Source organism: Pseudomonadota bacterium (genome assembly GCA_022361155.1).
Taxonomy (GTDB): domain Bacteria; phylum Myxococcota_A; class Polyangia; order Polyangiales; family JAKSBK01; genus JAKSBK01.
Genome location: JAKSBK010000262.1, coordinates 1 through 4082 on the forward strand (window position 1 = coordinate 1; position 4082 = coordinate 4082).

At 64.5% G+C, this 4082-nt stretch carries 6 protein-coding genes; 2 read left to right on the forward strand and 4 right to left on the reverse strand.

Features of this window, described 5'->3' with window-relative positions; all coding sequences use genetic code 11:
• The coding region (locus MJD61_09895) for a hypothetical protein (GenBank protein MCG8555581.1) at positions 1-191 on the reverse strand (191 nt) is incomplete at its 3' end.
• Between the two features lie 166 nt (positions 192-357).
• On the opposite strand from MJD61_09895, the gene MJD61_09900 reads away from it, so the two are divergent.
• Together MJD61_09900 and MJD61_09905 are read left to right on the forward strand one after the other, a co-directional pair.
• A complete protein-coding gene (locus MJD61_09900) occupies positions 358-594 on the forward strand; it encodes an addiction module protein (protein ID MCG8555582.1) in 237 nt (78 codons plus the stop codon).
• Positions 594-920 (forward strand): type II toxin-antitoxin system RelE/ParE family toxin, encoded by a 327-nt coding sequence (locus tag MJD61_09905; GenBank protein MCG8555583.1) that lies wholly within the window; start codon positions 594-596, stop codon positions 918-920. Before MJD61_09900 ends, MJD61_09905 begins: the two co-directional genes overlap by 1 nt.
• A 65-nt stretch (positions 921-985) precedes the next feature.
• Here MJD61_09905 and MJD61_09910 read toward each other — a convergent pair whose 3' ends face one another.
• The 3 genes from MJD61_09910 to MJD61_09920 form a co-directional block, all read right to left on the reverse strand.
• Positions 986-1225 (reverse strand): hypothetical protein, encoded by a 240-nt coding sequence (locus MJD61_09910; protein ID MCG8555584.1) that lies wholly within the window; start codon positions 1223-1225, stop codon positions 986-988.
• A complete protein-coding gene (gene xerC / locus MJD61_09915; GenBank protein ID MCG8555585.1) occupies positions 1222-2358 on the reverse strand; it encodes a site-specific tyrosine recombinase XerC in 1137 nt (378 codons plus the stop codon). The genes MJD61_09910 and xerC overlap by 4 nt, the downstream gene beginning before the upstream one ends.
• The coding region (locus MJD61_09920; protein MCG8555586.1) for a DNA primase at positions 2358-4082 on the reverse strand (1725 nt) is incomplete at its 5' end. The genes MJD61_09920 and xerC, both read right to left, overlap by 1 nt.

A 4082-nucleotide genomic window follows, 5' to 3' on the forward strand; every position in this document is an offset into this window, starting at 1 on the left:
AGGCCGGTCAGCAAGCACGCTCCCGAGGACCACGCTACGGGTCTTGGCCACAAGCGCAGGCCGCCCGGGCTGGAGGTAACATAATCCCACTGGATTATGTTTAGTGCAGCGAGGGGACCCGGCGGGCACGAGGGCTTGCCCACCGAAGCCTTGCCGTGGAGCTGGGATGGGTTGGGCTGGCAGGCATCCATCAGGTTTCCATCGCAAGCCCTGTGACCGGCGGGCCTTGCGCAGAATGTGCATTCTGCGCAGGGCCGAGCGGAGCGACTCCTAGCCCGGGCGGGCTGCGCGTCCCCCCAGTCGAGCGAGGGATAGGCGGGATTGGCTCCCAGGCGTTGCTGGTCGTAGACTGTGTTTGTGAGCGACCCCGTAGAAGAGATCCTTGCTCAGCTACCGCATCTATCGGCTGAAGAGCGAGCGGTGCTCCGCGCCGAGCTCGATGCGGTCGAGCAGAGCTCCGACTCGCCCGAGGAAATCGAGGCGGCGTGGCGTGACGAAATCGTGCGACGCATTCGGTCGATACAAAGCGGTGAGGCGGAGCTGGTCGACGGGGCGGACATGATGCGTCGCTTGCGTGCTAAAACGCGCCGGTAATGAAACGGGGCTACCGTGCGCTACGCGAAGCTGAGCAGGAGCTCGACGACGCGGCCGATTGGTATGCACGCAAAAGACAAGGCCTGGACGAGCGACTGTTCGAGACCTACGAGGAGGCGATCGAGCTCGCGCTGTCCATGCCCCGGGCCGGCAGCATGATTGCGGATCTACCGGTCGACTGCGAGGTGCGCCGCTTCAAGCTCAAGACCTTCCCCTACTATGCGGTGGTCGCGCTGATCGATGACGAGCTCATATTGGTCGCGTTCGCACACCAACGCCGCAAACCCGGCTACTGGATGCCGCGCCTGGCCCACGTGACACGCTAATTGGTCGCTTCTTCCGCAGCTTCTGCGGCTAAGGAAGAAAGCAACTCGCTCGGGTCCGCACTTGGTTAGCGAGCTCGGGGACGCTGGGCCCAGGGGATTTCGGGATCGGATTCGAGCCGCTCGAGCCAGTCGTGACCGAAAGCTTGGCATAGCCATGGACGTTCCCAGGATCCGGGACGGCGGATGCCATCGGTCAGGCGCTCCACCAGCTCGTACAGGGCCCTGTCGACCCGACCACGTTCGTCGAGTACGGCGAGCAGCCGCAGCGTTTCGTCACGCAGCTCGAGTGTCAGCAACCGTTTCATGCTCCGCCCCTTTCCTGCTCATCGGGATCGCGCTCTTCTTCGAGGACCTCGGACGCGAGCGTGGCGAGCAACACGTCCGGCGTAGCCGGAAGCTCGTCGTCGCCGCTGCACTGACCACTGGCAACCGACCCCTGATCCCTGCACGCCGTACGCGCCTCGAGCCGCGCGGCCGGATGCGTCATGGCGTGCACCTGCTGCAGCTTGCGGATGGAGACCTGGGTATAGATCTGGGTGGTCGACAGGTCGACGTGCCCCAGCATGGCCTGGATGTAGCGGATGTCGGCCCCGCCCTCGAGCATCAGGGTGGCCATGGTGTGGCGAAACAGGTGGCAGCTGCCACTCTTGTCGAGCTCGGCGGCTCGCACGTAGCCACGCACCAGCTGGGTCAGACGACTGGGGGTGAAGCTCTCGCCCAGGTGCGTCAGGAAGAGCGAGCCATCATCGGGCTCGATCACAAGCTCGGGCCTCGATCCGTCCAGGTACTTCCTAAGCCACGCGATCGCTCGAGCTCCGATCGGCACCATGCGGTCCTTGCGTCCCTTGCCCTGGCGCACCATCAGCGTGCTGCGCTCGGTGTCGAGGTCATAGACGCTGAGCTTGATCAGCTCGCTGCGCCGGATGCCGGTCGAGTACAGCACCTCCAGGATCGCCCGGTCACGCAGCCCGAGGGGCTCACGCACCTCCGGGATCGCCAGGATCTGCTCGGCCTCGACGGCGCTCAGCACGTGCCGCGGCAAGCGCATCTCGAGCCGAGGCAGCTCCAGCTCACTCGCCGGGTTGTAAAGAAGCACGTTGTGCCGCGTCAGCCACTTGAAGAAGGCACGCACCGGCACCAGCCGGCTGTGCTGCGCCCGGAAACTGAGCGCCTTGCCATCGTCCTTGCGAAAGTAAAACAAGTGCCGCTGGTAGCGCTCCAGGATCGGCTTGGTGATCTCCTGCGGATAGCCGAGCGAGCGCTGCTCGCACCAGCGTACGAAGAAGCTCAGGTAGCTCTCGCGGTTTTCCACCGTGCGCTCCGAATAGTGCTGGATCCGCATCCACTCGAGATAGCGGCGCATCCATGCGCCCAGGCACTCCGGGTCGTTCGGGTCGCCGACCGGCCGCTTCGCTTTCCTGTGGCCGCGCCTCGGCATCAGCTCGCGGGCTGCGCGTACGATGTGCCGTTGAGCCCATGGCCGGCAACAGCGCCTGCCGAAATGCGGACCGGTTGGGGCACTCGCCCGGAATCCTTAGACAAAACCGGGCTTTCAGAATCCGGACCGGTACCGGACCGGTCCACCTGGAAACCGGACCGGTCGTCATCGTAGTCGTACACAAGCCCGTACAGCAGTCGCTGCCGATGGTCCCGGTGGCCGTGCACCGACACGTACTCGAGCTCGGCGAGCCGGCGCAGCTGCACCTTGACCTGCGTGGCGCTCCAACCCGTGTGCTCACGCAGCTGCCGCTGCGTAAAACGTACGTCACTGCGGTCGATGCCGAGCGCTTTGCTCCGTTGCTGCACCAGCTGCCCGATCGCTCCAAGCAGCGTGCGGGCTTGCGGCGACAGCTCATCCGTCGAGCGACGAAGGACACAGGCACACAACCGGTCCGCCAGCTCGATGTCGCTCTTGTCGACCTCGATGTAGCGAAGCTTCGCGCCCTGATGCTGCACTTCCTTGACCGGACGCTGGTACTGGTAGAGCAACGCGATCGAGCGGATCAACGTCAGGTACTTCATGTGGTCGCGCCGGCTGCGTGTCTGCCGGTCGTTGAAGCGCAGCTCCGGCGCAAAAGGGTTGGCGACTAAAAGAGGACGCAAGAGCCGCTGCGCGTCTTGATGCAGCTTCAGGATCCGCCCGCTGTCCTGCCGGGCCAAAAGCCCCTCGAGCGTATGGCGCTCACGCTGCCGGGCATGGATCGCTTGGGTCTGCGTCCGCCCCTCGTCCACGGTCAACACAAGGCAGCGGTTCAAGAGCTCCTCGTCTACCTCGACGGCCGTGGTCGTCAGAAAGATCATCACCGGACCCTGCACCTGGTACTCGTGCGTGGTGAGCCGTCCGGTCTGCGGGTCCTTGCCCGTCGATGCGATCGTCAGCTCGCCCTCCGACTGCAACAGCTTGAGCGCGTAGCTCGCGCTTTGCGCCCCTTCTTCCTCGGCGATCGCCAGGATCTTGTGCTGCAGGTCGGTCTCGCCCATGTAGAAGAGCGACTGCCCCGTCATCGCCGAGTACTGCACCCGCTCCTCCGGCGGCACGAAGCTCAGGATCGCGTCCATCAACGACGATTTGCCGGCTGCGCTCGAGGACTGGATCACCACGGCCAACGGCTCCTCCAGCTTGCGGCTGAGCGCCGCCAGATACCCCACCAGCTTGTTGCTCTCCTCACCCACCACACCACAACGGGCAAAGTCTTCCAGCAAGCGCTCCAGCAGCTTCGGATCGCGCAGCAGCGCGAGCGCGGCCTTTTTGTCCGCCTCGCTGAGCTCGATGCGCTTGGCCTGCGGCGCGAGCGCTTGCTTGATCTGCTGATCCTGCAGCGCCTCGAGCTTCAAGAGCACCTTGCCCAGGTCCTGCTTGAGGATGCGCTCCTCGAGCTCGAGCTCCACCGCCGCCTGCTTGAGAAAAACCAGACGTTGGCGCGAGCTGTACAGCTCCAACGTATCCACGTGAAAGCGCTCCCCCCGGGCCACCAACACGTTGACCTTGAGCCGCTCGTAGCTGAGGTTTTTCCCGAGACCTCGGATGCGCCATGTGCGATCGCCGAAGCGCAACAGCACTTCGTGATCGCGGTGGTCGGTGGTCCGTGGTGAGTGGCCAGTTTTTTCCACTACAGCACGATCGTCTGCGCCTTGCTGCGTATCGGTGCTTGGTTCAGCAGC